Below are 25,787 nucleotides of genomic sequence, written 5' to 3'. Positions count from 1 at the left end.
CGGGGAGCGCAAGCCACGTTAAGGCACGCCTAACCCGCGCGATCACCTTTCGCGTGCCTATCGGATTGGGCTAGAGCCGCGACGTGGACACCAATCGCGAAACGGGCAACGCGCTCGACCCAAAATACGACGCCGCCGGCCTCATCACCGCCGTCGCCACCGACGCAGCGACCGGCGAGCTGCTCATGCTCGCCCATATGAACGCCGAAGCGCTGGAGGCGACCCTCGCCACCGGCGAGGCGCATTTCTGGTCCCGCAGCCGCGCCCGCCTGTGGAAAAAGGGCGAGAGTTCGGGCCATGTCCTCCGCGTCGTCGAGGCGCGCATCGATTGCGACCAGGACGCGCTGTGGCTCAAGGTCGAAGCCGCCGGCCCCGCCTGCCATACCGGCGAGCGCAGCTGCTTCTTCCGTCGCATCGAGGACGGCTGCCTGGTCCGCGACGCATGAGGTTCGCGCTTGCGCTGGCGCTGCTGCTCGCTGCCTGTTCGGGCGGGCAGGGCGGGAACAATGCCGAGCAACCGCAGGATCTCGAAAGCGCGGCGATCGAGCGCGGTCTGGTCCGCGACCCCGACGATAGCGATCTCACCGGCCTCTACGCCCGCGACACCGACCGGATCTGCGTCGTCCGAACCGGCTCGACGTATCGGATCGGCGCCTATGTCGATTATGGCGACCGCATCACCTGCAGCGGCGCCGGCAGCGTCGAGCGCAGCGGCGCCACGCTCAGGATCGCACTCGGCAAGGATGGCTGCAACTTCGACGCGACCTATGACGGCGAGCGGATCAAGTTTCCCGGCGTGCTCCCCGACGCCTGCAAGAAGCTCTGCGCCCGACGCGCCTCGTTCACCGGCCTAGAAGCCGCCCGCCTGAGCGAATCCGCCGCCGAAGCCGCCGCGATGCGCGATGCCGGCGGACGGCGATTGTGCGGGGACTAGCTCTTTGCTTCGGCGAAGGCAGGAGCACCCGCGGGGGAGGTTGCCCCCACCGCCCACCGCTCCTAAAGCCGCGCCATGGCCGATCCCTTCTATATCTCGACAGCAATCCACTATCCCAATGGCCGCCCGCATATCGGCCATGCCTATGAGATGATCGCCGCCGACGCGATCGCGCGCTACCAGCGCCAGCACGGCCGCGACGTCTTCTTCCAGACCGGCACCGACGAGCACGGCCTCAAGATGGTCAAGACCGCGCGCGACCGCGGCATCGAACCGCGCGAGCTGGCCGACGAGATGTCCAGCTATTTCCTTGAGATGGCCGACGTTCTCGATATTTCGTACGACCGTTTCATCCGCACCTCCGAACCCGGGCACTATGCCGCGAGCCAGGCGATCTGGCAGGCGATGCAGGATGCCGGCGACCTCTATCTCGATCGCTACGAGGGCTGGTATTCGGTCCGCGACGAGGCGTTCTACGAAGAGAAGGAACTGACCGAGGGGGAAGGGGGCGTGAAGCTCTCGCCGCAGGGCACCCCCGTCGAGTGGACCGCGGAGGAGACCTGGTTCTTCAAGCTCTCCAAGTACCAGCAGCCCCTGCTCGATCTATACGCCGCCAATCCCGACTTCATCCGCCCGGAATCGCGCCGCAACGAGATCCTGCGCTTCGTCGAGGGCGGACTGGTCGATCTCTCGGTCAGCCGCACCAGCTTCGATTGGGGCGTGCCGGTGCCGGGCTCCCCCGATCACGTGATGTACGTCTGGGTCGACGCGCTCACCAACTACATCACTGGCGCGGGCTATCCCGACGATGCCGATCGCTTCGCCAAATACTGGCCCGCCGACATCCATCTGATCGGCAAGGACATCGTCCGCTTCCACGCCGTCTATTGGCCCGCCTTCCTGATGTCGGCAAAGCTGCCGCTGCCCAGGCAGGTCTTCGGCCACGGCTTCCTGCTCAACCGCGGGGAAAAGATGTCCAAGTCGGTCGGTAACGTCGTCGATCCGATGCAGCTCGCCGAGCTCTATGGCGTCGATGCCTTGCGCTATTTCCTGCTGCGCGACGTCAGCTTCGGCAATGACGGCACGTTCAGCGACGAAGCGATCGTCACCCGCGCCAATGCCGACCTGTCGAACAGCTTCGGCAATCTCGCCCAGCGCGTCCTCGCCTTCATCGCCAAGAATTGCGACGGCCATGTCCCCGAGGGCCGGAGCGAAGAGGCCGACGCCGTCCTCCTCGCCGAAGTGGACGTCGCCTGCGCCGCCTTCCGCACCGCATTCGACGATCTTGCGCTCAGTCAGGGCGTCGAGACGTGGATGACCGGCGTGTTCGCCTGCAACCAATATATCGACGCGCAGGCGCCCTGGGCGCTTCGGAAAACCGATGCCGAGCGGATGAATGCCGTGCTGCGTACGCTGCTCCGCGCGATCCACCGCCTTGCCACTACGATCCTCCCGGTGATCCCGACCTCGGCAGGCAAATTGCTCGCGCAACTCCCCTCGACCGACGACGAGGACTTCCGCATCGCCCCGCCGACCCCCATCTTCCCGCGACTGGAACTGCAGGCGGCGGAGGAAGCGTGAGACTGGCCGACAGCCATTGCCACCTGATCTACAAGGGCCTTGGCGAGCAGCAGCCCGAAGTGCTGGCGCGCGCCCGCGACGCCGGCGTGGTGGCGATGCTCAACATCTCGACGCGGGAAAACGAATGGGATGACGTCATCGCCGTCGCCGAGCGCGAAGCGGACGTCTGGGCGAGCGTCGGCATTCATCCGCACGAAGCCGACCAGCATCCCGATATCGACACGTCGAAGCTGGTCGAGCGCGCTCAGCACCCCCGCGTCGTCGGCATCGGCGAAAGCGGCCTCGATTATTATTACGACCACTCCGACCGCGACCGCCAGCGCGCCAGCTTCCGCGCCCACCTCTCCGCATCGCGCGAAACCGGTCTCCCAATCATCGTCCACACCCGCGACGCCGAGGAAGACACTGCCGAACTCCTCCGCGACGAGATGGGGAAGGGCGCCTTCCCCGGCGTGATCCACTGCTTCACCGCCAGCGGCGCCTTTGCCGACATCGCGCTGGATCTCGGCTTCTACATCTCGATCTCTGGCATCGTGACGTTCAAGAACGCCAGGGACCTGCAGGAAACCGCCGCGCGCCTGCCGCTCGACCGCTTGCTGATAGAGACCGACGCCCCGTTCCTTGCCCCCGTGCCCCATCGCGGCAAGACCGGCGAACCCGCGTTCGTAGCGGACACCTGCCGCTTCCTCGCGCAGCTCCGCGGCGAAGACCCCGAAGCGCTGGCCGAAGCCACTCGCCAGAACTTCCACAAACTGTTCGCCAAGACGCTGGCGTGATCGCGGCGGCGCTCGTTCCCCTGTCGCTTGCGGGAGAGGTCAGGGAAGGGGCCATTCATCGGGCGTTGAAGGCAGGGATTTTCACGCGAAGCCACGAAGGCACGAAGAAGAAGCATAGGTTCGCGCAGAGGCGCAGAGGCGCGGAGGTTGTAGACCGCCACAATTGGGATGGTGCCTTCGACGTGCTGTTTCGACACCCCGCCGCTGACGCGGCGTCATTGCCAGCGCCGCTCTGCTGGTTCTCTGCGCCTTCGCGCCTCTGCGTGATCAACGCATGAAAATCCGCATCCTCGGCTCGGGCACCTCCTCCGGCGTCCCGCGCATCGGCAACGACTGGGGTGCCTGCGATCCGAACGAGCCGCGCAACCGCCGCACCCGCGCCTCGGTCCTCGTCTCAACCGACACCACCCGCATCCTGATCGACACCAGCCCGGACATGCGCGGGCAACTCCTCGCCGCCGACATCGCGGATGTCGATGCAGTGATCTGGACCCACGATCATGCCGATCACACCCACGGCATCGACGATCTCCGCCAGCTCATGCACATCCGCAACGGCGAGCCGGTTCGCGGCTATGCCCGCGCCTTCACCCGCGAGCAGCTCGAAACCAAGTTCCACTACGCATTCTTCGGCCGCGCGCTCTATCGCCCGACGATCGCACTCGAAACCCTGCCCGACAGCCTAACCATCGGCGACATCCGCATCACCGTTGCCGATCAGCCGCACGGCGGCATCACATCCGCCGGACTTCGTTTCGATAGTAAGGATAAATCAATAGGTTATGCTACAGACTTCCATGAGATGACGAGCAAGATGCGCGCGCTCTACACCGGGCTCGACGTCTGGGTCGTCGATGCCTTGCGCCGCGCGCCGCATCCGACGCACCCAACTCTCGCGCAGGTAGTGGGCTGGATAGGGGAGTTGCGCCCGCGCCGTTCCGCACTGGTTCATATGGACAACTCGATGGACTATATCGGACTGACCGCCGAGCTGCCCGAAGGGATCGAGCCCGGCTATGACGGCTTGGAGATTCTGGCGTGAGCGACTGGGACAGCATGGATCTGATCTACCTGGTCGGCGTGCTGGTGCTCGTGCTCAGCGCGCTTTCGGTGCGGAAGCTCTCGATCGGGTTCGTGCTGCGCTCGCTGGTGACCTGGGCGCTGATCATCGTGCTGACCGTGCTCGCGGTGGCGCATCGGCATGAGATCGGTGCATTGTTCGCCGCAGCCTCGACCAGGCTGGGCATCGAAGACCAGCAGGTCGACGGCGAGACCGTTCGCATCCGCATGGCGCCCGACGGCCATTTCTGGGCGCGCGTGATGCTCAACGGCGTCGAACGGCGGATGCTGATCGACAGCGGCGCGACGATCACTGCGATTTCGGCACGCACGGCCTCGGCCGCCGGGATCGGCGAGAGCCGCGGCATGCCGGTGATGATCGAGACTGCAAACGGCACCGTGTCGGCACGGCGCGGCCGGATCGAGAAGCTCGAGATCGGACCGCTCAGGACCGACGATCTCGGCGTGGTGGTTTCGGACAGCTTCGGAAACCTCGACGTGCTCGGCATGAACTTCCTGTCGAAGCTGCACAGCTGGCGCGTCGAGAACAAGACGCTGATCCTCGTGCCCAAGGCCGGTGCCAGTGACGCCGGCACCGACGCAAGCATCGCGCCCGAGCCCGAGCCAAGGCGCCGGGTGCGGAGGGACGACATCTGACATTCGCCACGCGCCTCCGTTTTACATAATGTATATTATCGTTCTTACATTAGCCGTCATTCGGACCCACTTCCCTGCGATCGCAGCACTGCCGCTGCTGGCGATCCCGGCGGTCGTCGAAGCCCAGCCTTCAGACTATCCGGTGGCGTGCTTCTATTCGGACCGCAGCGGCATGCTGGAACATGCCGAAGCCTGCGCGACCGACGCCTCCGAGCAGCCCCGGCTGGCTCCGGCGGTCGTCGCAAGGCTCGGCTACGATCACGGGCTCGCCCAGCTTTCGATCGCGCAGGCCGGCTGGTTCTATCGCCACCGCAATGGCCGAATGGCTCGCATGCTGACCTTCGACAATGGTCCCGATCCGTTCTCGTGGGGCCTCGCGCGGGGCCGGATCGGTGGCCATCTGGCCTATGTCGATCGCCAGCTCCGCGTCCGCATCCGCACCGCCTATGATTGGGGCGAACCGTTCGAGCGCGGCCGCGCCGAGGTCTGCATCGGCTGCAGCCTGATGCCCGTCGATGGCGGCGAGCACCACGTCGTCACCGGCGGCAGATGGGGTATCATCGATTGCCGCGGCATCGAACTCGTGCCGGTCCGCTATCCCTCTGCGGAACTGCACGCGGTCCCGGCGAAGGCCCCGTCACGCGGGTGCAAGCGCTGAAAACGCCTCGCGTGCCTTTGCCGAGGTGCCCGCAGCCCCTATTCCTCGCGCGACTCAGTTGAGGACGCTTTCGTGACCGACATTCCCATCGCCCGACTTACTGCGATCATGGCCCGCCTGCGTGACCCCGTGCACGGCTGCGAATGGGATAGCGTCCAGACCTTCGAGACGATCGCGCCCTACACGATCGAGGAGGCCTATGAAGTCGCCGACGCCATCCATCGCGGCGACGTCGCCGAGCTCAGGGACGAACTTGGCGATCTGCTCCTCCAGGTCGTGTTCCACAGCCGCATTGCCGAGGAAGCCGGCCATTTCGCGCTTCCCGACGTTATCGCATCGATCAGCGACAAGATGGAGCGCCGCCACCCCCACATCTTCGGCGAGGCCGAGAATGGCGGCCATCATCTATGGGAACAAATCAAGGCCGCGGAGCGGGGCGCCAAGGGGCATGAAAGCGCGCTGGCCGGCGTCGCGCTTGGCCTCCCCGCCTTGCTTCGCGCCGAAAAGCTCCAGAAGCGCGCTGCCCGCACCGGCTTCGACTGGCCGGACCCCAGCGGCGCCCGCGCCAAGATTGATGAGGAACTCGCCGAAGTCGAAGCCGCGACGACGCCCGAGCATCGCGCGGAGGAAATCGGCGACCTGCTGTTCGCTGTGGTCAACTGGGCCCGCAAGCACGGTATCGATCCCGAAGCTGCGCTGCGCGGCGCCAATGCCAAGTTCGAGCGCCGTTTCAAGGCGATGGAAGACGAAGCTGGCGACGCATTCGAAGGCCTGGATCTCGATGCGAAGGAAGCGCTGTGGGTCAGCGCAAAGGCGCAGGGCTAGGGTCACGACCCGAATAAGCGATAATCGCGGCCGTTGGCCGGGATCCTGTTTCTTCTGTTTGAATGGCGCTGGCGGCGATCCAATTGCGAAGTAGGATTTCGCGTGCTCAGTTGGCCGGCGGTCGCCGAACCGCCACCCGCTCTTTCAACCGTCGAGCCCAGAAAAGTCCCTCTCGTCACCCCGGCGAGGGCCGGGGCCCGGATTCACATCGCGTCCCCGCGACGTTGCGCTGCGGCCTTCGCCAGCAATCGTGCGACCTATCGACGCCTTTAGCCACCAATGTGGAATGCCCGCAGCGTCACCGTGTCAACGTCGGCGACGCCATGTTCCGCTTTCCCCGGTCGAACCCACAAAATCGGCCGTCGCGCCGAAAAATCGGTTTCCGCGTTTCACAGTGTCCACATTCACCCCTGTCGGGTGAGAAACCGCTCATAGTCGCCCGGCGCCATGCGGACTTCGTACACCGCCGCATCGCCCTCGATCCGCTGCTCGACCACTTCGCCGTGCTGGTGGAGCCAGGCGCCCCCCGCCCCGTCGCCAGCAGGCAGCGTGATCGTGTAGCGCCGGTGTCCCGCGGTCAGCCGTGCAGCGACCGTTTCGATCAGCGTATCGATCCCCTCGCCCGTCCAGGCCGAGATCGGCATCACGTCCTCGCGCTTGCCGGCATCGTCGAGCAACAGCGCGCGCCGCTCCTCGTCGAGCAGGTCGAGCTTGTTCCAGGCCTCGAACCGCGGGGTTTCCAGCGCCACGCCGATCTCGCTCAGCACCTTCTCGACATCGGCGCGCTGGGCGTCGGTATCGGGGTGCGCGATGTCGCGGACATGGATCAGCAGGTCGGCCGACACCACTTCCTCCAGCGTCGCCTTGAACGCCGCGACCAACTGGGTCGGCAGTTCGGAGACGAACCCCACCGTGTCGGAGAGGATCGCCTTGTCGATGCCGGGCAGCGAGATCTGCCGCAAGGTCGGGTCCAGCGTCGCGAAGAGAAGGTTCTCCGCCATGACGTCAGCACCGGTCAAGCGATTGAAAAGCGTGGACTTTCCAGCATTGGTGTAGCCGACCAGCGCGATCACCGGCCACGGCGCGCGCTGGCGCCGGTCGCGGTGGAGCGTCCGCGTTCGGCTGACCTGGTCGAGCTCCTTCTTGAGCCGCGCCATCCGGTCGCGAATCAACCGCCGATCGGCTTCGATCTGTGTCTCGCCGGGTCCGCCGAGAAAGCCGAACCCGCCGCGCTGGCGCTCCAGATGGGTCCAGCTGCGCACCAGCCGGCCCGCCTGGTAATCCAGATGGGCAAGCTCGACCTGCAGCCGCCCCTCGGCAGTACGCGCGCGCTCGCCGAAAATCTCAAGGATCAGCCCGGTGCGATCGATCACCTTGCACTTGAGCGCGGTTTCGAGGTTGCGCTGTTGCACCGGCGTTAAGGCCGCGTCGAAGACCGCGAGCTGAAGCTCCTGATCGCGCACGGTTTCCGCGATCGCCTCGACCTGGCCCGAGCCGATCAGCGTCCCCGGCTTTGGCTGGCGCAGCTTGACTGCGAGCTTCTCGCGCACCTCGACTCCGATCGCCGCGGCAAGCCCGGCGGTCTCTTCGAGACGCGCTTCCGCATCACGCGAGCTGCCGCCCATTTCGGGATAGACGACAATCGCCCGCGCGCCGCGGGAGAACTCGTCGGCGTCGCGATCAAAACCAGTGGACATGGATGCTCAATCGCCGTCGGGCGCCGTTGTTTCCTCGGCGAGGTTGAGCGGATGCGCCGGCTGGATGGTCGACACCGCGTGCTTGTACACCAACTGGGCCATGCCTTCGCGCTGGAGCAGCATGCAGAACAGGTCGAATGCGGCGATCTGGCCTTGGAGCATCACGCCGTTCACCAGGAACATAGTGACGTTTTCCTGCTGGCGGCGCACGGCGTTGAGGAAAATCTCCTGCAAAACCGGGTTCTTGTGCTGGAACTCTCCCGCTGCTTCGAGAAGCGAGGCGAGATCGATCGGGCCCGCGGGCATGATCGTCGAGATGGCATGCTTGTAGATCAGCTGCGACTGGCCGTCGCGGCGGAGGAGCACCGAGAAATTGTCGAACCAGGTGACGATCCCCTGGAGCTTGACGCCCTTCACGAGGAACATCGTCACCGGCACCTTGGAGCGCCGAAGCGAGTTGAGGAAAAGGTCCTGAAGCGAGGTCTGCTTCTCGGCCATCATAGTTTCCTTCTATTCTTGGCGGGCTCGTGTCCCGCTTCGCGCCGGTTCCCGGCGTCGGAATGCCGCGCCACCTTGGTGCGGAGCCTGCAGTCTATTGGTTCGGCGGCGCCGCGTCCAACCTATTCCTCGCGCGTCTCGGTGATGCCCAGCAGCTTCAATTTGCGGTGCAGCGCCGATCGCTCCATCCCGATGAAGCTCGCGGTGCGCGAGATATTGCCGGAGAAGCGGCGGATCTGGACGCGCAGATATTCGCGCTCGAAGGTCTCGCGCGCCTCCTTGAGCGGTGCACCCATGATCGCATTAGCGCCCGTCGCGCCGCCGGCATCGCCGGGCTTGCCGAGCACTTCGGGAGGCAACAGATCAAGGTCGATCCGCCCGATCCGGTCGCCCGGCGCCAGGATGACGGTACGCTCGACGACATTGCGCAGCTGGCGGACATTGCCCGGCCATTCATAGCTCTGCAGCGCGACCATGGCATCGGGCGCCACTTCGGGCGTCGGCACGCGGCGCTCATTCGCGTAGTGCGCCACGAAATGCTCGACGAGCACCGGGATGTCCTCGCGCCGGTCGGTGAGCGGCGGGATCGAGACCGGGACGACGTTCAACCGGTAATAGAGATCCTCGCGGAAGCGCCCCGCGGCGATCTCGGCCATCAGGTCGCGCGCGGTCGCCGATACGACGCGGACGTCGACCTTGACGACGCGCGTACCCCCGACTCGGCTGAAGCTCTGGTCGGTGAGCACGCGCAGTATCCGCGCCTGCGTCGCGATTGGCATGTCGGCGATCTCGTCCAGGAACAGCGTGCCGCCGTGCGCCTGTTCGAGCAGCCCGGGGCGGACGAGGTCGCCCCCCTCCTCCGCACCGAACAATTCCTCCTCGACTCGCTCGGGCGTCATCCGCGCCGCGCTGACGATTACGAAGGGCGCGGCCGAGCGCTGGCTCCAGCCGTGGAGCAGCCGCGCCGCGACTTCCTTGCCGACGCCCGCGCCGCCGTTGATCAGCACCCGGCTTCCGGTCGAGGCGACGCGCTTCAGGGTGGCGCGCACGGTGTTGATCGCCGCGGAATTGCCGGTCAGGTCATTCTCGCGCCCGACCGAGAGTCGCAGCGACACGACTTCGCGGCGCAGCCGTTCGGTCTCGGTCGCGCGCTCGACCAGCAGCAGCAGCCGCTCGGCCTCGAACGGCTTCTCGATGAAGTCGGAAGCGCCCCGGCGGATCGCGGCCACTGCGGTATCGATATTGCCATGTCCCGAGATCACCAGCACCGGGATCGAGGGATCGCGCCGCTTCATCTCGTCGAGCAGTTCGAGCCCGTCGAGCCGCGAGCCCTGCAGCCACACGTCGAGCAGCACCAGGCTGGGCCGGCGCTCGGCGATGGCTTCCAGCGCGGCATCACTATCGGCGGCGCCACGCGTCTCATAGCCTTCGTCTTCCAGCACACCCGCGACCAGTTCGCGGATGTCGCGTTCGTCGTCGACGACGAGGATATCGAGGCTCATGAGGGTTTTCCGGTTCTGGTAAGGGCCGGCGCGCGCGGTTCGGCGGCGTCGGCATCGGTGTTCTGAAGGGCGAGCTTGTCGAGCGCCTCGGTATCGAAGGCGATCGTGACGACGGTGCCGCCGCCCGCATGGTCGCTGAATGCGATCGTGCCGCAATGCTCCTCGACGATCTTCTTGACGATCGCGAGGCCAAGCCCGGTGCCGCGGCTGCGCGTCGTCATGTAGGGCTCGACGATGCGATCGCGCTCGACCGGCAGGCCGACGCCGTTGTCGGCGACGGTCAGGAGGATGCGGTTCTCGTCTTCCTCCCGGATCGTCAGCGAAACTTCGCCTTGCGGCAGCGCCTCGCCCTCGCCACGGGCCTCGATCGCCTCGACGGCGTTCTTGATGACGTTGGTTAGCGCCTGCCCCATCTGGCGGCGATCCGAGACGAGGCTCGGCGGATCGTCGGGGGTATCGAGCTCGAAGCGGATCGTCGGATGCGCGACTTCATGAAGGAACATCGCTTGCCGCGCGATGTCGAGCAGCGACTCGCGCCGGAACAGCGGCTTGGGCATCCGCGCAAACGACGAGAATTCGTCGACCATCCGCCGCAGATCGCCGACCTGGCGGATGATGGTACCGGTAAGCTGGCTGAACACACCCTCCCCGCCTTCGATCTGCTTGCCGTAGCGGCGCTGGAGGCGCTCGGCGGCGAGCTGAATCGGTGTAAGCGGGTTCTTGATTTCGTGCGCGATCCGCCGCGCCACATCGGACCAGGCCGCGCGGCGCTGGTCGAGCAACTGCTGGGTGATGTCGTCAAAGGTGAGAACCTGCCCCGCCTCGTCAGAAGTGATCTTGACCGCGAGCGTCCGCGCCTCGCCGCCCACGGTGACCTGCGCGACCGCCTCGCGCTCGGGCTGGTCGAGCAGTTCGTCGAGCTCGGGCGCAATCGCGCCGAGCGGCTTGCCGGCCCAATCCTGCTCATCACGCCGCAGCAGGGCGAGCGCCGAGGCGTTCATCAGCCGCACCGTCCGGTCCGAGGCGATCGAGATGACCCCGGCGGAGACCCCCGACATCACTGCCTCGATCAGGGCACGGCGGCTTTCGATCTGCGCATTGGCAGTGACCAGCGCGTTGGTCTGTTCCTGCAGCCGGCTCGTCATCTGGTTGAATGCTGCCGACAGCACGCCGATCTCGTCGCGCGTCCGGCGCTCGGGCACCCGCGCATTGAGGTCGCCCGCCGCCACCTTGCGCGCTGCGCCGACCAGTTCGTTGACCGGCCGGACCAGCCGATCCGCGACGGCGAGCGCGATGAACACCACGACTCCGATCACAAGCAGCGAAATCACCAGCAGCGCCACGTTGAATTGCAGCTGAAACGCACGCGTTCGGCTCAGCAGCGTCTGATAGTCGGTGAGTACGGCACGGACACGCTCGACGCGGTCGGCCATCTCCTTGGCCCCTACTTCGCGCGTCGCATAGAGATAGAAGTCGGTGCCCTCGACCCGCGCGAAGGAATAGGTGCGCTGGGCATTGGTGCCGACTACGCTCGGCGCGCCGCTCCGCAGCTTCTTGATATCGTTATACTCGATGTCCTGCATCGGGTTGCGGTCGGAGTTTTTGACGATCGCGATCGTCTGGATCTGCCCCTTGGCGTCCACGGTAAAGAGAACCGCGCTGGCCAGGCTGCGCTGGAACACCGATTGCGCCAGCGTGCTCTTGAATTCGGCGCTGTCGGGCTCCCAGCGATATTCGAACAGCATCCGCCGGACGTCGTTCGCCATCGCTACATTCTCGTTGTCGACATAGCTGAGCAGCTGCGCATAGGATTCCTGCGCCAGCCGCTGCGAATTATCGAGCATGCTTTGCGTGCGGGGCGAGAACCAGAAATCGGCTGCATATTGGAACAGCAGCGACGCGATCACCGCGAGCAGCACCGTCGGCACCGATGCCAGCACCGAGAAGATCGCGACGAGCCGTACATGCAGCCGCCCTTCCCCGCCAGACGGCGATCGCGCCGCGCGCCGCTTAGCTACGCGCCGGCCCAGCAGCACGATGAGCGCACCGCACGAGATCAGATTGGCGACGAGGAGCAGCGCAATCACCGGCGGCGCGAGCAACTGCTCGGACGACCCGCGGCCACTGACGATGGCGTAGGTTACCGTGGCGACCACGATCGCGAGCACCAGCACGCCGAGCTCTACCCCCGGCGTGACGCTCAGCCGCCGCTTGCGCGGTGCAGCTTCTGCAATCTGCTCGGTCACGGCATCCATCGTTGCCTAGATACAACGAGATTGTGGCCGAAAGAACACATAATTTTACGCTAATCGTCGCTAATCGGCACCGGTCGATCGATCCGCGCCCATCTCGATCCCTAGTGTATCGAGTCGTTTTCGCAGCGTGTTGCGGTTGATGCCTAGCGCGCGGGCGGCGCGAAGCTGGTTGTTCTGGTGGCGTGCGAGCATCGCCTCGATCAGCGGGCGCTCGACTTCACCGATGATGCGCTCGTAGAGGCTGCCGTCGTCGAGCGCGCGGGGTTCCTCGATCGCCATGCGCTCCAGGCGGGCGCGAACCGCCGCATCGATCCCCGCATCGCGCGACTCGGGCTGGAAGTGTCCGGCCTCGCCGATCGCCCGGCGGATGGCGTCTGCGTCGATCCACTCGTCTCGGCTCAGCGCAGCGATGCGGCGCATCAAATTCTCGAGCTCGCGGACGTTGCCGGGCCAGTCATAGCCTTCGAGCACCGCCATCGCGCCTTGATCGAGCTGTTTGCGCGGCAGTCCGGCTTCGGCGGCACGGTCGAGGAAATGGCGCGCGAGCAGCGGCACATCCTGCCGGCGTTCGCGCAGTGCGGGCAGGCTGACCGGTACGACGTTGAGCCGGTAGAACAGATCTTCGCGGAACTGGCCGCTCTGGACGAGCTGGCCAAGATCCTTGTTCGTCGCCGCGACGATGCGGACATCGGCGCGGATCGTCCGCGCGCCGCCGACGGTGGTGAATTCCCCAGACTGGAGCACGCGCAGCAAACGGGTCTGCGCGTCCATCGGCATGTCGCCGATCTCGTCGAGGAACAGCGTGCCGCCCGCTGCCTGCTCGAACTTGCCGGCGACGCGAGTCGCCGCGCCGGTAAAGGCGCCGCGTTCGTGCCCGAACAACTCGGCTTCGATCAGGTCGCGCGGGATCGCCGCCATGTTGAGCGCCACGAACGGCGCGCGGCGGCGGGGCCCCAGATCGTGGATCGCCTGCGCCACCAGTTCCTTGCCTGTCCCCGATTCGCCCGAGACGAGCACGGTCAGGTCGTTCGAAACGACGCGCGCGATCACGCGATACACTTCCTGCATCGCCGGCGAGCGGCCGATCAGCGTCGAGCCACTAACGACTTCGATTTCGGCGAATTCGGCAGGCTGACGCTGCCGCCGCGCGATCGCGCCGCGCACCGCCTGGGCGAGCACGTCGAGGTCGAACGGCTTGGGCAAGTAATCGAATGCGCCGACCTCGGTTGCGCGAACCGCAGTCGCCAGCGTGTTCTGCGCCGAGAAGACGATGATCGGCAGTTCGGGATGTTCCTCGGCGAGCCCCGCCGCCACGTCGAGCCCGTTGCCGTCGGGCAGCACCACGTCGGTCACCAGCACGTCGGGCAGCCCGGTGGCCAGCGCACGGCGCAGTTCGGCGATGCTCGCAGCAGTGGTGACCCGGTGCCCCTCCCGCTTGAGCGCCGCAGCAACCACGGTGCGGATCGCGCTGTCGTCATCGACGATCAGGACCGAACCGCTCATGCCGCCCTCGGCAACAGGATTCGGAACAGCGTGACCTCGGGTTCGCGCTCGCGGGCATATTGTACGATGCCGCCCATGTCGCGGACAAGCTTCTCGACCAGCGGCAACCCCAATCCCTTCCCTTCCGGCTTGCCCGACACGAACGGCTCGAACAGATGCTCGGCAATATCGGCGGGCGCGCCGGGCCCATTGTCGATGACGAGTATTTCGATCGGCAGCGGCTGGCGCGGCCGTCCCGCGCCGGTGCTCACCGACATCCCGTGGCGATAGGCAGTCGCCAGCGTGATTCGCGGCTTGGCCAGCCCGCTAAGCGCCTCGGCGGCATTCTTGAGCAGATTGACCAGCACTTGGAGGAGCGCATCGGAATCGACCAGAACCGGCGGCAGCGAGGGATCGAAATGCTCCTCGATCACCATGCCCCGTGCGAACCCGGCTAGCGCCACGCGCCGCGCGTGATCGAGCAACGGATAGATGTTGGTCGGCGCCAGCTTGAGCGGGCGGGTATCGGTGAAGTCCTGCATCCGGTCGATCAGCGCGACGATGCGGTCGACTTCGGTGGTGATCAGCTGAGTGAGCTCGCGCTCCTCACTGCCGCTCTCGAGCAGCTGCGCGGCGCCGCGGATTCCCGAGAGCGGGTTCTTGATCTCATGCGCCAGCATCGCCGCCGCGCCGACTGCGGCGCGCGCGCCCGCGGTGCGATCAGCGCCTTGCGCCACGCGTCGCGATTGGGGCGCATGATGGAGCGTGACGATCCGCCATCCGGGCTGGTCGGCGACCGGTGTTTCGACGAAATCGACACGGACGCGCGGGCCGCGGATCGCTTCGATCTCGATGTCGAACGCCGCAAAGCCGTGGCCGTCGCGGCGATCGGCATAGTCCTCGGGTGGGCGCAGCACTGCGTCATAGGGCTGCCCGACCATCGTCGTTTCGCTGTGATTGAGCAGCAGCTCGCACGCGGAATTGGCATGGGCGATGCGTCCGTCCGGATCAATCACCAGCACCGCAACGGGCAACGCCGCGAACAGCTCGCCAAAGCCAGGTCCCTGTACCGGTTCCTGCTTGGCGCGCCTCAAGCCGCCGCGCGTGAAGACCATGGCGCGTAGAATTCGGCGAGCATGGCGAGCACGCGCACGGGGTCCGAGATCTTGTTGACGTTGTTGCGGAACTCGGCCGAGCCGTGGATGCCCTTGGTGTACCAGCCGATATGCTTGCGCATCATGTTGACGCCGACTTCGTTGCCGTAATGGCTGAGCGTGTCGACATAATGCTCGGTGATCACGCGATATTGCTCGTCATACGAGGGATCGGGAAGCGCCTCCTCGCCGGTCAGCGCGTCCATCACCTGCCGCAGGATCCATGGTTTGCCATAGGCGCCACGGCCGATCATCACGCCGTCGGCACCCGATTGCGCCAGCGCGGTGCGTGCATCCTCGATTGTGCAGATGTCGCCATTGGCGATCACCGGAATCGTCACGGCGTCCTTGACGGTCCGAATGAAGCCCCAGTCTGCCGAGCCCTTGTACATCTGGTTGCGGGTGCGGCCGTGAACGGTGATCATCTTCGCGCCGAGATCCTCGGCGATGCGTGCGAGTTCGGGCGCGTTGAGGCTGTCATGGCACCAGCCCATCCGCATCTTGACGGTGACGGGCACGCTGACCGCCTTGACGCACGCCTCGATCAGCGACGCGGCGAGCTTGAGGTCGCGCATCAGCGCTGACCCCGCATCGCCACTGGTCACCTTGCGCACCGGGCAGCCCATGTTGATATCGACGATCGCCGCGCCGCGCTCTTCGCTGAGCTTGGCCGCTTCCGCCATCTCATAGGGGGTGCAGCCGACCAGCTGCATCGACACCGGATTCTCGATCGGATCCCAGGCGAATTTCTGGAGCGACTGGCGCGTCTCGCGGATAGCCGCCTGACTGGCAACCATCTCGGTAACGTTGAGCCCCGAGCCATAGCGCCGCACCACGCGGCGGAACGGTAAGTCGGTCACACCGGTCATCGGCGCGAGCAGCACCGGCGCTTCGACCCGGACGGGGCCGATCTGGATGGGGGTGAGTTCGCTCATGATATGCCTGAAAAATAGGCAGCGACGCCTAGCCGCGCAAGCCCGCATTGGCAAGGCGGGGCTTCCCCGCTACCCGCCAGCACATGGGAAAGACCGCAGCGCTGATCGTAGCCGCCGGCCAAGGCACGCGTGCAGGGAGCATTGTGCCCAAGCAGTTCGCGCGCGTCGCCGGCAAGCCGATGCTCGCGCACAGCTTCGCAGCGCTGTCGTCGCATCTGGCGATTGATCAGGTGATCGTAGTAATCGGCGAAGGCCAGGAAGGGGCGCTGCGCGAGGGGCTGGGCGATGTCCCGTTCGTCATCGGCGGCGCGACCCGGCGCGAGTCCGTGCGGAACGGCCTCGACGCGATCGACGCCGATCAGGTGCTGATCCACGATGCCGCCCGCCCCTTTCTGTCGCACGCGGTAATCGACGCGCTGCTGACGGCGCTGGAGACACTGGAAGGTGCCCTCCCCGCCCTCCCGGTCGCCGACACCCTCGCACGTGGCGGCGAGGTGCTGGGAGAGACCGTGCCTCGTGACGACCTCGTCCGCGTCCAGACCCCGCAGGCATTTCACATGACCACAATCCGCGAAGCACACCAGGCCTGGCCCACCGATCGCGAGGCGACGGACGATGCCCAGATGGTGCGTGCGCTCGGCCGCGATGTGGCCCTCGTTCCCGGAGACATTGCGCTGGAAAAGATCACCCACCCTGCCGACTTCGCCGCCGCCGAAGCACGGTATGCGGCCGCGATGCAGGTTCGCACGGCCCAGGGTTTCGACGTCCACCGCTTCGCCGAGGGCGAGGAATTGTGGCTGGGCGGCGTGCTGGTCCCGCATTCAAGGGGCCTGTCCGGGCATAGCGATGCCGATGTCGCGCTCCACGCGATCACCGATGCGCTGCTCGGCACAATCGGCGCGGGCGATATCGGCATGCATTTCCCGCCGAGCGATCCACAATGGCGCGGCCAGCGCTCGGCGCGCTTCCTTGAACATGCCGCCGCACTTCTTGCCGGCGATGGTGGGATCATCAACTTCATCGACCTGACGATCATCTGCGAAGCGCCCAAGATCGGTCCGCATCGAGACAGAATCCGCGCCAATATCGCCGAAATTCTCGGCCTGCCCGTCTCGCGCATCAGCGTCAAAGCCACCACCACCGAGCGGCTGGGCTTCACCGGACGTGGCGAAGGCATGGCCGCTCAAGCAATCGCGACCGTCCGGCTCCCTGCGGACAACGCCTGACTCGCTATCGAAACATCTCGGTGGCACAGGGCCTTTCATGGACACGATTCTCCCGACCAAACTCGTCGAGGCTGCGCGAAAAGTGCTCGAGGCCAATCGCGCCGCGGGCCGCAAGATCGCCGTGGCGGAAAGCTGCACCGGCGGCCTCGTCAGCGCCGCGCTGACCGAAATCCCCGGCTCGTCCGACGTGTTCGAGGCCGGCTTCGTCGCCTATTCGAACGAAGCCAAGATGGAGGTCCTCAAGGTCAGCAGCGACGTGCTGGAGACCTTTGGCTCGGTATCGATCGCCGTCGCGTGGAGCATGGCGCAGGGCGCGCTCAAGCGCAGCAACGCCGATGTCGCCGTCGCGATCACCGGGATCGCCGGCCCCGATGGCGGCAGCGAGAAGAAGCCGGTGGGCACCGTGGTGTTCGCCCAGGCCGAGCGCGGCGCGGATCCGCAGCACATCGTCGCCGACGCTCGGCATTTCGAGGATAATGGCCGCGCCGGCGTCCGGCTTCAGGCGGCGCTGTGCGCGCTCGAACTGCTGATGCCGGACGAACCCGCTTCGGAAGAACCTGCCGAGTCGCCGTAAAGCCGGGCAGCGCGTTCCTCGAAGGCGTTGATCATCTTGCGAAGCGCCCGGTCGAACACCTGCCCCGCCAGCATCTCGAACACGCGGTTCTTGAATGCGAAATCGACGCAGAAATCGACCAGGCAGCCGCCCTTGCCGTCGCTGCTGAACTTCCAGTCGTTATGCAGGTGCTTGAGCGGCCCTTCGAGATAATCGACTCGGAGATGCCCGGGCCGCTGCTTCTCGACGCGCGACGTGAAGCTCTCGCGCAGTCCCTTGAACCCGACGATCAGGTCCGCGACCATCTGCGTATCGCTGTTCGAACGCACGCGCACCGCCGAGACCCAGGGCAGGAACTCGCCATAGCGGCCGACATCGGCGACCAGGTCGAACATCTGCTCCGGCGTGTAGGGCAGCGCGCGCGTCTCGCTATGCTTGGGCATCAGACGGCTGTGGCGGCCTTCGCCAGCTTGGCCGCACGCGCGTCGCGCATCTTGGCGAAATCATCCCCGGCGTGATAGCTCGACCGCGTCAACGGCGACGAGGCGACCAGCAGGAAGCCCTTGGCCCGGGCGATCGCCCCATACGAGCCGAACGCCTGAGGCGTGACGAACTCGATCACCTTGGTGTGGCGCGGCGTCGGCTGGAGATACTGGCCCATCGTCAGGAAATCGATGTCGGCGCTGCGCATGTCGTCCATCACCTGATGGACTTCGAGCCGCTCCTCGCCCAGCCCGAGCATGATCCCCGACTTGGTGAAGATCGACGGATCGAGCTTCTTCACCGTCTCCAGCAGCCGCAGCGACGCGTAGTAGCGCGCGCCCGGGCGGATCGTCGGATAGAGCCGGGGCACCGTCTCGAGATTATGATTGTAGACGTCGGGCCGCGCCGCGACGATCATCTCGACTGCCGCTTCGTGCTTGTTCCGGAAATCGGGGGTGAGGATCTCGATCGTCGTCGTCGGGTTCGACTTGCGGATCGCCTCGATCACCTTGACGAACTGCTTCGCGCCGCCATCGGGCAGGTCGTCGCGATCGACCGACGTGATCACGATATGCTGGAGCCCCATCTGCGCCGCGGCATCGGCGACATTCTGCGGCTCCATCGGATCGACTGCGCGCGGCATGCCAGTCTTGACGTTGCAGAAGGCGCACGCGCGCGTGCAGGTGTCGCCCAGGATCATCACCGTTGCGTGCTTCTTCGACCAGCACTCGCCGATGTTCGGGCAGGCGGCTTCCTCGCACACCGTGGTCAGGCTCTTCGAGCGCATCAGCGCGCGGGTCGCGGCAAACCCCTCCGAAGTCGGCGCCTTGACGCGGATCCAGTCGGGTTTCCGCACACGTTCCGGGCGCGGCAGCGGGGACATCTCGTTCATGAGGGCCAGATAGCGATCCGCGCGTGCAGGCACAACAACCGCAGTTGCATCTCGGGTTGCAGTTTTCGATGGCGTACCGGCTTCGCAACGCCGCTGGTTTGACTATGTAGGCGCCATGACCGACTTCAACGCCCTCCTCACCGGCTACCACCGCTTCCGCCACAACGGCTATAGCGAGCAGCGCGAGCGCTGGGACGAATTGTCCGAAGGCCAGAGCCCCAAGGTGATGGTGATCGCCTGCTCGGACAGCCGGGTCGATCCCGCCCAGGTGTTCGATACCTCGCCCGGCGAGGTCTTCGTGGTGCGCAACGTCGCCAACCTCGTTCCCCCGTTCGAGAATGACAGCGGCCGCCACGGCGTCTCCGCCGCGCTGGAATTCGCAGTGACTCAGCTCGAAGTGCCCGAGATCGTCGTGCTCGGCCATGGCGCGTGCGGCGGCGTCCACGCCGCGCTGACCCAGCGCTTCAAGGGTGCGCCCGCAGGCCGTGGCGGCTTCATCGGGCACTGGGTCGACATGCTCGACGAAGCGCGCGAGCGGATCATCGCCGAACATGGCACCGGCGCCGAGGCAATCCACGCACTCGAACTCGAAACCGTCCGCGTCTCGATCGCCAATCTGCGCACCTTCCCCTGCATCCCGGAGCGTGAAGCTGCTGGCAAGCTCAGGATCCACGGCGCCTATTTCGCGATCCGCGACGGCGTTCTGCATGTGATGGACGACGACGGAGCTTTCGCACCGGCATGAAGCGCTGGTCGATCCTGCTCGCGGCGGGTGCACTCGGCGCGACGCCGGCCACTGCCTGTTCGGTAGTTCCGGGATACCGTGTCCCCAGCAACTACGAGCTGGTCGAGAAGGCGGATCTGGTCGTGCTAGCTCGCGTCGTATCGGGACCGGCGCTCGAAGCTCTCAAAGATGGTGACTGGGGCAAAGCGCAGATACGGCTGGAGCCGATTCGAGCGATCAAGGGCACACTTCCGGCCGGGCCGCTCTCCGTCGCCGGCTACACCTCGGTCGCAGGCCAGCCCGCACCACGCTTTCCCACCCCGCTCCATATCGCGCATCCTAGCGCATTCATGGGCGCCTGCGTCCGCCAGCAATATGCGGTCGGCGCGCTTGTCGTCGCCGTGTTCAAGCGCACCGGCAAGCAATTGCACCAGGAAGGCTCGCCCTTCGCCCGCTCGGTCGAGGACGTCGAAGGACTGCAAGGCACGTGGGTTCGTGCGGCCGACAGCTATGCCCGGATCGGCGCGCTGCCGGCGAAAGAGCGGCCGGCAGCGCTGGAAGCCGAAGCGAAGCGGCTGCTCGCGTTGAGCGACGACAACGCCGCACCGGCGATCGCGGCGGACATGCTGGAAACGCGGGATCGATTGCCCGAGTAAGTTAAATCCCCAGCGCCTTCTTCGCCGCCTTCTCCACCTCCGGATCGATCTCGGGCGGCTCCATCGGCACCTTTGCCTCCAGTGCATCGGCGATCGCAGTCAGCGCGGCGATGCGCGCCGCCTTCTTGTCGTTGCCGTCCACCACGATCCAGCGCGCATGGCTGGTGTCGGTGCGCTCGAACATCTCCGCCATTGCCTTGAGATAGTCCGCGCGCCTGGCCCGGTTGCGGTAATCGTCGAGGCCGGTCTTCCAGCGCTTCCATGGATGTGCGAGCCGGTCGCGCAGCCGCTGGTCCTGCGTCGCCTGCGTCACATGGACGAAGACCTTGACCAGAGTCGCGCCGGTCTCGACTTGCTGCGCCTCGAAATCGTTGATCTCGTCATAGCCGCGCTGCCATTCGGCTTCCTTAGCAAAGCCCTCGACTCGCTCGACGAGGACGCGGCCGTACCAACTGCGGTCGAAGACCGCGATGTTATGCTGGGCAGGCAACCGCCGCCAGAAGCGCCAGAGGAAATGATGCGCCAGTTCCTCTACGGTCGGCGCCGAGATCGGCCACACCTCGAAATAGCGCGGGTCCCATTTGGCGGTGAGCCGCTGGATGATCCCGCCCTTCCCCGCCGCATCCCAGCCCTCGAACACGATGATCGCGCGGCGCTTGTGCACGATATGCGCATAATGGATGTGACTGAGTCGCTTCTGGAGCTTCTTCAGCGCCTTCTTGTAGTGCCCGTCAAAGGGCCCGCCGGATTCATAGTCGCTGAGATCGATCGCCATCCCGCCTCCTTGGGTAGCCCACGAACGTACGGGCAGTCAGCGCGATCCCGCAATAAGCCTGGTATCGACTTGGTTGGCGAGCGGATGGCCCGCTTCGGCGTCGGCAATGCTCGCCAGCGTGGTCTGCGCAATCGCCTCCAGCGCTTCTTCGGTCAAAAAGGCCTGGTGACCGGTGACGAGCACGTTGGGGAAGGTGAGCAGACGCTGGAACAGATCGTCCGAGACGATCTCGCTCGACAGATCCTCGAAGAACAGGTCCGCCTCCTGCTCATAGACGTCGAGCGCAACCGCGCCGATCTTCCTGGTTTTGAGACCTCCGATCAGCGCCGCGGTGTCGATCAGCGCGCCGCGGCTGGTGTTGACGATGACGAGCCCGTCGCGGGCGGCCGCGATCGCTGGGGCATCGATCAGGTGGCGAGTCTCGGGTGTCAGCGGGCAATGCAGCGTGACGATCTCGGCCTGCGCGAGCAGCGTTGCCCGATCGACATAGCGGACCCCGATGGCGACGAGTTCGGGATCCTCGACAATGTCGCTCGCCAGTACATCGCAGCCAAAGCCGAGCTTGAGTGCCCGCGCCACCAGTGCGCCGATCTTGCCGGTGCCCACAACCCCGGCGGTGCGGCCATGCAAGTTGCGCCCGATCAGCCCGTCCAGCGCGAAATTATTCTCGCGCACCCGTGCCCATGCTTTGGGGATCTTCCGGTCGACCGCCAGCAGCAGCCCGATCGTGAATTCCGCGACGGCATGCGGCGAATAGGCCGGCACGCGCACCACCGCGAGGCCGAGCCGGTCGGCGGCGGCGAGATCGACATTGTTGAACCCGGCGCAGCGCAGCGCGATCAGCTTCGTCCCGCCGGCTGCCAAGGCTTCGAGCACGCCGGCATCGATGGTGTCGTTGACGAACACGCACACCGCTTCGCAATCTGAAGCGAGCGGCGCCGTGATTGTGTCCAGCCGGGGTTCGAGGAAGCGAAGCTCGTGCCCGAACGCCTGGTTCGCCGCAGTAAGGAAGCGCCGGTCATAGGCTTTGGTGTTGAACACCGCGACGCGCATGACCGGCTCCTTCCTCAGCCCGCAGCCGGATCGACGGCGCCGTCGATGCTCTTCTTGCTGAGGTCCGCAGCCACTTGCGGCGCGAGGCGGATGTTGAGCTCCTTGAGCTGCTTTTCGCTGACGAAGCTCGGCGCCTGCATCATCAGGTCCTCGGCCTTCTGCGTCATCGGAAAGACGATGACTTCGCGGATGTTGGGCTCGTCGGCGAGCAGCATCACGATGCGATCCACACCCGGGGCCGAGCCGCCGTGCGGCGGCGCGCCGAACTTGAAGGCGTTGATCATGCCGGCGAAATTGGTGTCGACATCGGCCTGGGTATAGCCGGCGATCTCGAATGCCTTGTACATGATCTCGGGCTTGTGGTTCCGGATCGCGCCCGAGCTCAGCTCGACGCCGTTGCAGACAATGTCGTACTGGAAGGCGAGGATATCGAGCGGGTCCATCGTCTCCAGCGCTTCCAGCTCGCCCTGCGGCATGCTGAACGGGTTGTGGCTGAAGTCGATCTTGCCGGTGTCTTCGTCGGCCTCGAACATCGGGAAGTCGACGATCCAGCAGAATTCGAACCGGCTCTTGTCGATCAGCTCCAGTTGCTCGCCGACGCGCGTGCGGGCGAGACCGGCGAGCTTGGCCGCCTTGCCCTCGGCGCCGGCCGCGAAGAAGATGCCGTCGTTCGGACCGAGGCCCATAGCGTCGGCGATCGCCTTCATGCCGTCCTGGCCGTGGTTGTTGGCGATCGGGCCGCCGAACACACCGTCCTTCTGGGTCGCATAGCCCAGGCCGGGGAAGCCTTCGGACTGTGCCCAGCTGTTCATCTCGTCGAAGAACTTGCGGCTCTTCTCGTGCGTGTTCGGCGCAGCAATGGCGCGGACGACATTGCCCTCCTCGACCATCGAGGCGAAACGGCCGAAGCCCGAGCCCTTGAAGAAATCGCCGACGTCATGGACGAGCAAGGGATTGCGCAGGTCGGGCTTGTCGCTGCCGTATTTCAGCATCGATTCGCGGTACGGGATGCGCTTGAACGGCAGCGGCGATACGCTGCGGCCCTTGCCGTCGAAATCGGCAAATTCCTCGAACACGCCGTGCAGGACGGGCTCGATCGCTGCGAACACATCGTCCTGCGTGACGAAGCTCATTTCGAAATCGAGCTGGTAGAATTCGCCCGGGCTACGGTCGGCGCGGGCATCCTCGTCGCGGAAGCACGGCGCGATCTGGAAATACCGGTCGAAGCCGGCGACCATCAGCAGCTGCTTGAACATCTGCGGCGCCTGCGGAAGCGCGTAGAACTTGCCCGGATGGACGCGGCTGGGGACCAGATAGTCGCGTGCGCCCTCGGGCGACGACGCAGTCAGGATCGGCGTCTGGAACTCGGTGAAGCCGTGCGAGATCATGCGCTGGCGCAGCGACGAGATCACGTTGGAGCGCAGCACGATGTTCTTGTGGAGCCGCTCGCGGCGCAGATCGAGGAAGCGGTTCTTGAGGCGGATTTCCTCCGGGTACTCGGCATCGCCGAACACCGGCAGCGGCAGGCGCTCGGCCGCCGACTGGACCTTGACGTCGCTCGGATAGATTTCGATCTCGCCGGTTGCGAGCTTGGGATTGAGCGTCTCGGGCGAGCGCGCCGCGACCTTGCCGGTAAATGTCAGCACCGACTCGGCGCCGCAGCCATCGACGATGGGATAGAGATCGGACGTCGTCTCGACGACGATCTGGGTGACCCCGTAATGATCGCGCAGATCGACGAACAGCACATTGGCGTGCTCGCGTGTGCGATGCACCCAGCCCGAGAGGCGGACTTCCTCGCCGACGTTGGCGGCGCGGAGCTGGGCGCAAGTGTGCGATCGATAGGCGTGCATGGTTTCAACTTTTACGTGAAGGGAAACAGTGGCGTGCGCTTTCCCCTCACGCACCCTTTTGTCAACCCGAAGACCAGTATAAGGGCCCCCGATGCATATCCATGGTCTTATCGAGGACAGCACCGCCCTCGCCAATCTCTGTGCCCGTTTCGCCAACAAGCCGTATATCTGCGTGGACACAGAGTTCATGCGGGAAAACAGCTATTGGCCCGAGCTCTGCCTCATCCAGATCGCCGATGACGAGGAAGCCGCCGCGGTCGATCCGATGGGCGGAATCGACATGACGCCTTTGCTCGAGCTGATGACCAACAACGAAGACGTACTCAAGGTCTTCCACGCCGGCGGTCAGGACATCGAGATCGTCTACAATCTCACCGGCAAGACCCCGCACCCGCTGTTCGACACCCAGGTCGCGGCGATGGCGCTCGGCCAGGGCGAGCAGATCGGCTATTCGAACCTCGTCGACACCTATCTCGGCATCACCGTCGACAAGGGCGCCCGTTTCACCGACTGGAGCCGCCGCCCGCTCGACAAGCGCCAGATCGATTACGCCATCTGCGACGTCACGTACCTCTCCGAAATTTTCCCGCGGATGCTGGAGAAGCTCAAGAAGACCGGTCGCGGCGCCTGGCTCGACCAGGAGATGGAGCGGCTCGCCGACCCTGAAAATTACCGCAACGACCCCGACCAGGCATGGCAGCGCGTCCGCGTCTCCAGCCGCAAGCCCGAAGTGCTCGGCCGCCTCAAGGCGCTGGCCCGCTGGCGCGAGATCGAGGCGCAGGGCAAGGATCTGCCGCGCGGCCGCATCATCAAGGACGAAACGCTCGCCGACCTCGCCGGCACGCCGCCGCGCAAGCAGGGCGATCTCGCCAAGGTCCGCGGCCTCTCGCCGGCATGGGGCGGCAATGACATCGGCGGACGGCTGATGGCGGCGCTCGACGGCGCCAAGCCGATGTCGGGCGATGAACTGCCTGCGCGCGACGACCGCAAGCCCGCATTGGGCAAGGACGGCGCGCTCGTCGCAGACCTGCTCAAGCTGCTGCTCAAGATCCGTGCCAAGGAAATCAACGTCGCCGCGCGCTTGCTTGCGCGCTCGGACGATCTCGAGGCGCTCGCCGCGGGCGTACGCACCGACCTGTCGATCCTCGAAGGCTGGCGCTTCGAGCAGTTCGGCCGCGACGCGCTGGAACTGGTCGAGGGTCAGCTTGGGTTCACCGTCCGCAACGGAAAGCTCAAGATGACACGAACCGAGGAGCCCTCATGATCCGCCTCGTCCTTCCCGCCCTCGCCTTCACGACGATGGGCTGCATGCAGACCCTGCCGCCTGCCACCGACGCGCCGGGCGTCGAGTGCAACGCGGCGAAGCTGGACACGTTGGTCGGCAAGACGCGCAGCGCCGCAGTCGAGGCAGAAGCACTGCGCCTGTCCGGCGCGAAGAGCGTGCGCTGGCTTGCGCCCGATTCGGTAGCGACCATGGATTTCCGGGTAGACCGGCTCAATCTGTACACCGACGCCAGCGGCAAGATCACGCGGGCCGGCTGCGGCTGACCCAGCCGCCC

General features: G+C 65.7%; 26 protein-coding genes. 14 read left to right on the top strand and 12 right to left on the bottom strand.

Going from position 1 to position 25,787, the window contains the following annotated elements:
- The first annotated feature begins 83 nt into the window (after positions 1–83).
- From hisI to mazG, 8 genes are all read left to right on the top strand, one after another.
- Positions 84–446, top strand: coding sequence for a phosphoribosyl-AMP cyclohydrolase (gene hisI, locus BXU08_RS04930; protein WP_077509071.1), 363 nt, complete (start codon positions 84–86; stop codon positions 444–446).
- Positions 443–934 (top strand): hypothetical protein, encoded by a 492-nt coding sequence (locus tag BXU08_RS04925; RefSeq protein WP_077509070.1) that lies wholly within the window; start codon positions 443–445, stop codon positions 932–934. Before hisI ends, BXU08_RS04925 begins: the two co-directional genes overlap by 4 nt.
- Before the next feature lie 75 nt (positions 935–1,009).
- The gene (gene metG / locus BXU08_RS04920) at positions 1,010–2,515 is read left to right on the top strand and encodes a methionine--tRNA ligase (protein ID WP_077509069.1); all 1,506 of its coding nucleotides are present in this window, start codon (positions 1,010–1,012) and stop codon (positions 2,513–2,515) included.
- On the top strand, positions 2,512–3,291 hold the full coding sequence (locus BXU08_RS04915) for a TatD family hydrolase (protein ID WP_077509068.1): 780 nt from the start codon (positions 2,512–2,514) through the stop codon (positions 3,289–3,291). The genes metG and BXU08_RS04915 overlap by 4 nt, the downstream gene beginning before the upstream one ends.
- A 274-nt stretch (positions 3,292–3,565) precedes the next feature.
- Positions 3,566–4,333 carry an MBL fold metallo-hydrolase gene (locus BXU08_RS04905; RefSeq protein ID WP_077509066.1) on the top strand — a complete coding sequence of 256 codons (768 nt, stop codon included), beginning with the start codon at positions 3,566–3,568 and terminating at the stop codon, positions 4,331–4,333.
- A complete protein-coding gene (locus tag BXU08_RS04900) occupies positions 4,330–5,007 on the top strand; it encodes a TIGR02281 family clan AA aspartic protease (protein ID WP_253190513.1) in 678 nt (225 codons plus the stop codon). Before BXU08_RS04905 ends, BXU08_RS04900 begins: the two co-directional genes overlap by 4 nt.
- Before the next feature lie 28 nt (positions 5,008–5,035).
- A complete protein-coding gene (locus BXU08_RS04895; RefSeq protein WP_077509064.1) occupies positions 5,036–5,665 on the top strand; it encodes a hypothetical protein in 630 nt (209 codons plus the stop codon).
- A 72-nt stretch (positions 5,666–5,737) separates the two neighbouring features.
- Positions 5,738–6,490 carry a nucleoside triphosphate pyrophosphohydrolase gene (mazG, locus tag BXU08_RS04890; RefSeq protein ID WP_376787771.1) on the top strand — a complete coding sequence of 251 codons (753 nt, stop codon included), beginning with the start codon at positions 5,738–5,740 and terminating at the stop codon, positions 6,488–6,490.
- Positions 6,491–6,894: 404 nt separating this feature from the next.
- Here the strand turns inward: mazG and hflX are convergent, their stop codons facing one another.
- From hflX to dusB, 7 genes are all read right to left on the bottom strand, one after another.
- Complete coding sequence (hflX, locus tag BXU08_RS04885; RefSeq protein WP_077509063.1) at positions 6,895–8,187, bottom strand: GTPase HflX; 1,293 nt, start codon at positions 8,185–8,187, stop codon at positions 6,895–6,897.
- A gap of 6 nt (positions 8,188–8,193) precedes the next feature.
- The gene (gene hfq / locus BXU08_RS04880; protein ID WP_077512015.1) at positions 8,194–8,685 is read right to left on the bottom strand and encodes an RNA chaperone Hfq; all 492 of its coding nucleotides are present in this window, start codon (positions 8,683–8,685) and stop codon (positions 8,194–8,196) included.
- Between the two features lie 122 nt (positions 8,686–8,807).
- Positions 8,808–10,187, bottom strand: coding sequence for a sigma-54 dependent transcriptional regulator (locus BXU08_RS04875; RefSeq protein ID WP_077509062.1), 1,380 nt, complete (start codon positions 10,185–10,187; stop codon positions 8,808–8,810).
- A complete protein-coding gene (locus BXU08_RS04870) occupies positions 10,184–12,442 on the bottom strand; it encodes an ATP-binding protein (protein ID WP_077509061.1) in 2,259 nt (752 codons plus the stop codon). The genes BXU08_RS04875 and BXU08_RS04870 overlap by 4 nt, the downstream gene beginning before the upstream one ends.
- Before the next feature lie 60 nt (positions 12,443–12,502).
- The gene (ntrC, locus tag BXU08_RS04865) at positions 12,503–13,945 is read right to left on the bottom strand and encodes a nitrogen regulation protein NR(I) (protein ID WP_077509060.1); all 1,443 of its coding nucleotides are present in this window, start codon (positions 13,943–13,945) and stop codon (positions 12,503–12,505) included.
- Entirely contained in the window at positions 13,942–15,039 is a 1,098-nt protein-coding gene (locus BXU08_RS04860) for a nitrogen regulation protein NR(II) (RefSeq protein ID WP_077509059.1), read from the bottom strand. The genes ntrC and BXU08_RS04860 overlap by 4 nt, the downstream gene beginning before the upstream one ends.
- A complete protein-coding gene (gene dusB, locus BXU08_RS04855) occupies positions 15,015–16,013 on the bottom strand; it encodes a tRNA dihydrouridine synthase DusB (protein WP_077509058.1) in 999 nt (332 codons plus the stop codon). Before dusB ends, BXU08_RS04860 begins: the two co-directional genes overlap by 25 nt.
- Positions 16,014–16,096: 83 nt before the next feature.
- Between dusB and BXU08_RS04850 the strand changes: the two genes are divergently transcribed.
- Both BXU08_RS04850 and BXU08_RS04845 read left to right on the top strand, forming a co-directional pair.
- Positions 16,097–17,239 carry a bifunctional 2-C-methyl-D-erythritol 4-phosphate cytidylyltransferase/2-C-methyl-D-erythritol 2,4-cyclodiphosphate synthase gene (locus BXU08_RS04850; protein ID WP_077509057.1) on the top strand — a complete coding sequence of 381 codons (1,143 nt, stop codon included), beginning with the start codon at positions 16,097–16,099 and terminating at the stop codon, positions 17,237–17,239.
- Positions 17,240–17,276: 37 nt separating this feature from the next.
- Positions 17,277–17,813, top strand: a complete 537-nt coding sequence (locus BXU08_RS04845) for a CinA family protein (protein ID WP_077509056.1) — start codon at positions 17,277–17,279, stop codon at positions 17,811–17,813.
- Here BXU08_RS04845 and BXU08_RS04840 read toward each other — a convergent pair.
- Together BXU08_RS04840 and lipA are read right to left on the bottom strand one after the other, a co-directional pair.
- On the bottom strand, positions 17,738–18,235 hold the full coding sequence (locus tag BXU08_RS04840) for a type II toxin-antitoxin system RatA family toxin (RefSeq protein ID WP_077509055.1): 498 nt from the start codon (positions 18,233–18,235) through the stop codon (positions 17,738–17,740). The two genes, BXU08_RS04845 and BXU08_RS04840, sit on opposite strands and share 76 nt — an antisense overlap.
- Positions 18,235–19,167 carry a lipoyl synthase gene (gene lipA / locus BXU08_RS04835; protein ID WP_077509054.1) on the bottom strand — a complete coding sequence of 311 codons (933 nt, stop codon included), beginning with the start codon at positions 19,165–19,167 and terminating at the stop codon, positions 18,235–18,237. Before lipA ends, BXU08_RS04840 begins: the two co-directional genes overlap by 1 nt.
- Positions 19,168–19,282: 115 nt before the next feature.
- On the opposite strand from lipA, the gene BXU08_RS04830 reads away from it, so the two are divergent.
- Both BXU08_RS04830 and BXU08_RS04825 read left to right on the top strand, forming a co-directional pair.
- Positions 19,283–19,912: a carbonic anhydrase gene (locus tag BXU08_RS04830; protein ID WP_077509053.1), complete on the top strand. Its 630-nt coding sequence runs from the start codon at positions 19,283–19,285 to the stop codon at positions 19,910–19,912.
- The gene (locus tag BXU08_RS04825; protein ID WP_077509052.1) at positions 19,909–20,547 is read left to right on the top strand and encodes a hypothetical protein; all 639 of its coding nucleotides are present in this window, start codon (positions 19,909–19,911) and stop codon (positions 20,545–20,547) included. The genes BXU08_RS04830 and BXU08_RS04825 overlap by 4 nt, the downstream gene beginning before the upstream one ends.
- Position 20,548: 1 nt before the next feature.
- On the opposite strand, the gene BXU08_RS04820 is transcribed toward BXU08_RS04825, so the two are convergent.
- Genes BXU08_RS04820 through aspS form a run of 3 tightly spaced genes read right to left on the bottom strand, consistent with a single transcriptional unit; the run spans position 20,549 to position 24,228 of the window.
- Complete coding sequence (locus BXU08_RS04820) at positions 20,549–21,322, bottom strand: polyphosphate kinase 2 family protein (protein WP_077509051.1); 774 nt, start codon at positions 21,320–21,322, stop codon at positions 20,549–20,551.
- A gap of 36 nt (positions 21,323–21,358) precedes the next feature.
- Complete coding sequence (locus tag BXU08_RS04815; RefSeq protein ID WP_077509050.1) at positions 21,359–22,375, bottom strand: 2-hydroxyacid dehydrogenase; 1,017 nt, start codon at positions 22,373–22,375, stop codon at positions 21,359–21,361.
- Between the two features lie 14 nt (positions 22,376–22,389).
- On the bottom strand, positions 22,390–24,228 hold the full coding sequence (gene aspS / locus BXU08_RS04810; RefSeq protein WP_077509049.1) for an aspartate--tRNA ligase: 1,839 nt from the start codon (positions 24,226–24,228) through the stop codon (positions 22,390–22,392).
- A gap of 91 nt (positions 24,229–24,319) precedes the next feature.
- Between aspS and rnd the strand changes: the two genes are divergently transcribed.
- Positions 24,320–25,492: a ribonuclease D gene (rnd, locus tag BXU08_RS04805; protein ID WP_077509048.1), complete on the top strand. Its 1,173-nt coding sequence runs from the start codon at positions 24,320–24,322 to the stop codon at positions 25,490–25,492.
- On the top strand, positions 25,489–25,776 hold the full coding sequence (locus BXU08_RS04800) for an I78 family peptidase inhibitor (protein ID WP_077509047.1): 288 nt from the start codon (positions 25,489–25,491) through the stop codon (positions 25,774–25,776). Before rnd ends, BXU08_RS04800 begins: the two co-directional genes overlap by 4 nt.
- The last annotated feature ends 11 nt before the right edge of the window (positions 25,777–25,787 follow it).

The sequence above is a fragment of the Sphingomonas sp. LM7 genome, assembly GCF_002002925.1.
In the GTDB taxonomy this organism is placed as follows: domain Bacteria; phylum Pseudomonadota; class Alphaproteobacteria; order Sphingomonadales; family Sphingomonadaceae; genus Sphingomonas.
Note: the sequence above shows the minus strand (reverse complement) of the source record. Positions and strands in the feature narration are given on the sequence as shown.